Source organism: Candidatus Frankia alpina, assembly GCF_902806485.1.
GTDB classification, from domain to species: Bacteria; Actinomycetota; Actinomycetes; order Frankiales; family Frankiaceae; genus Frankia; species Frankia alpina.
Map to the genome: position 1 here is coordinate 1 of NZ_CADCWT010000385.1, position 3,004 is coordinate 3,004.

Consider the following 3,004-nt stretch of genomic DNA (forward strand, 5'->3'; position numbering starts at 1 on the left):
CCGCCGATACCGTCCGTACCGCCCGTCGGGTGGGACCCTCGTTGTTCGTCCGGCGCGACTGGTTGCGAGACTGCTCGGGTGCGCATCTACCTGCCGTCCACACTCATCGCCGCGCGATTGGTATGGGAGTCCGGGCAGGTGCCGGCCGGGACCGGCTTCGCGGTCACGCCGGCGCTGCGCGAGTGGTATGCCCAGTCGGAGTCCGAGGAGGAGCTGGAGTACGCGGTGCTCCACGACGCGGCGCGCGCCAGCCTGCGCCTGCTCGACGCCGACCCGGCGGCACCGCGGCGGCGCCTGGTCTTCGTCGCGGACCTCGCCGACGGCGACGTCCGTATCCGTGACGATCTCGAACGGGGCGCCGCCGAGATCGACTTTCCGCTTCCCTGGTCGGCCGTAGGAGCGATCCATGTCGACGACGGCGACGATGCGGAGGTCCTCGACGCCGTGGCCGAGGCGGCCGATCACATCGTTGAGGCTGACCTCGGCGGCGAGGACGCGGCCTTCATCGTCGACAGTGTCGAGGGCTTCGAGCTGCTCTGGTTCGCCCCGCAGGAGCTGCCCGACCTGCTGTGAGCAGGCGCGCCCCGCCATGGGGGAGTAGGCCGGTCACCCCGGCGGTGCTCGGCGCCGGCCGCCGGAGCTCGCCGCCTGGCGGCGTGCCATCCAGCGTGGTCCAGACCACACCTATTGATGGTTCGTTGGGGCGCGATGTCTGGACCGGTGCTTACCCGGCGTGAAATGTTGGCATTGGTCGGCGCTCAGGGTGGCCATCCGGTTCTAATGCGGTGGTCTGGCTCACCGACCGGCGCCCGTGGCCGGCTTTTCTCCACGCAAACCGGTCTGGATGGACAACGGTTGTGCCTACCCGAGGTACGGCCGATGTCGTGTGTTGCGAATAATGCGTAGGCAGGCAGTGAGGCGCCGGCTGGGTTCCCGCCCGGTTGGTGTCGATGGTCCGTTTTTCTCCCAGCACCCCTCGTGCCGGCTTGCGGGCTCGGGCGGGCGTGGATCTCGATAACCCAACCGCGTAAGGAGGCTGGCAGCCGATGCTGTACCTCGCCGGGCAGATCTTGGCGTACGTGCTGGTGGCGATGTTCATCGGCGCCGCGCTGGCGTGGGTGTTCCTGATCGCCCCGCTACGTCGGCAGGTGCGCCAGACCCGCGACGGTCAGCCGGATCCCAGGGCCGGAGGCTACGCGTCGATACCCGATGCCGGGGTGGCCGGCGCCGGGATGGCCGACGACGCGGGAGCGCCGCTCGCAATCACGCCCCGAGCCCGGGAGCTCGGTGGGACCCCGCTGCCGGGCGGTGCGAAGCACGCTGTGGAACCCGCCGAGCGCAAGGATCACGTGTTCGCCGAAGGCGCCCGGCTCGGGCTTGGAGCGTTGCCCGGGCCCGCCCCGAGCCTCGACGCTGACGAGCTGCGGGAGACCGGCGAACGGCTCGAGGACGGCACCCCCACCGGGCTCGGCGCCGACGAGTCGTCCGCGAGCCCGGCCGTCGCCGGTACCACCGGGCCCGACGCGGTTGGTGCGGAACTTGCCACCACCGGGCCGATCGCGTTGCCGATCAACGCCGTGCGCGTCGGTGAACCGGTCGCCGAGCTCGTCGCCCTGCTGCGCCGGCAGCGGGACGACGCCGCCCTGGAGAAGGCCGACCTGACCGCCCGCCTCGCCGTGGCCGAGCAGCGGGCCGCCGAATCCGAGCAACGGATCGGCGCGGCGGAGCGGCACGCCATCACGGCGAGCGCCCGGGTCGAGGAGATCGAGGCCACGCTGCGCGCCAGAATTGAGGCCGCGACAAGCGGCGCCGGGGCTGGCGTCGGCGGGGAGCGTGCAGCGGACGATGGATCGCGGGCAGACGCGGCCACCGCCCCGGCTGACGCCGGGCTAACCGTCGCGGAGCTCGCGCGCGAGGCCGAGCTGCTGCGCCAGCAGCTGGCCGAGGCGGAAGGCCGGGCCGCGAAGTTCTCCTCCCGGCTGGCGATGGCACGCACCGAGGCGGAGGATTCCCAGCGCCTCGTCGCGACCATGATCACCCGCCTCGACCGGCATCAGGCCGAATGGGCCGCAGAACGGATCAGCCTGCTCGGCCGGATCTCGAGGACCGAGACCGAGACCGCGGAGCCCATCGCCGCCCCCGAGGCTTCCACACGCGAAAGTTCCATCCTCGAGGCCGGGCGTCGGGTGGAGTACTCGGCCGCCGTCGAATACGTAGAGATCGTCGGTACGGCGAAGGCCGTGGCGTCGGCGCGTGCCGCCCGCTCCGCCCGAGCAGCCGCTCCGCTCCGCCCCCTCGCACAGACCCGCGTCGCCGAGCCGGCCGCGGCTGCGGGACCGGCCGATGTAACCGAGCCGGCCGATGTCGCCGAGCCGGCTGTCGGTGTGGAGTCGGCGTACGAGGACGAGCCGGTCGAGGTAGCGGAGTCCGCGAGGCCTGCCGAGCCGGTGCGGCCGGATTCCGGCGACCTCGCCCGCGCGGCGGCCTTGGTCGGCCCCGGGACTGCTGCGCCCGCGAGTGGGACCGAATCGGGGCGCCCAGGCACGCTGGGCGTGGCTGGGATGAGGGCCAGGACCTCCGGCGTCACCAAGGAGCGGCCGTCGGCGGTGGCCGGGGTCCTGGCGCCGACCGGCGGCGGGTCTTCACGCACGCCGGGCGTGCGGTCAGGCGCCACGGGCGAGCAGGCCGCGGGCGGCCGGGTCGTCCAGGAGTCCGCGCCGCGCTGGAACGGGCTACTCGATCCGGTTGTCGCCGGCGGCGACAACCTCAAGGAGATCGTCGGCATCGGCCCGGTGATTGAGTCGCGGCTGCGGACGCTGGGCATCACGGCCTTCAGCCAGCTTGCCGAGATGGGTGACACCGACGTCGAACGGCTGGCCCACAAGCTCGACGGATTCGGCGACCGGATCATCTCCGACGACTGGGTGGGCCAGGCCCAGGATCTTCAGGTGCGTCACTACGGCGGCGTCTACATAGACGAAGGTCCCGCATCCTACTGTTGACC

At 72.2% G+C, this 3,004-nt stretch carries 2 protein-coding genes; both read left to right on the plus strand.

Annotated features, from left to right (window positions below; translation table 11 throughout):
- The first annotated feature begins 78 nt into the window (after positions 1 to 78).
- Positions 79 to 573, plus strand: coding sequence for a DUF6912 family protein (locus G6R25_RS22990; protein ID WP_163554538.1), 495 nt, complete (start codon positions 79 to 81; stop codon positions 571 to 573).
- Positions 574 to 1,046: 473 nt separating this feature from the next.
- Positions 1,047 to 3,002, plus strand: a complete 1,956-nt coding sequence (locus G6R25_RS22995) for a hypothetical protein (protein ID WP_163554537.1) — start codon at positions 1,047 to 1,049, stop codon at positions 3,000 to 3,002.
- The last annotated feature ends 2 nt before the right edge of the window (positions 3,003 to 3,004 follow it).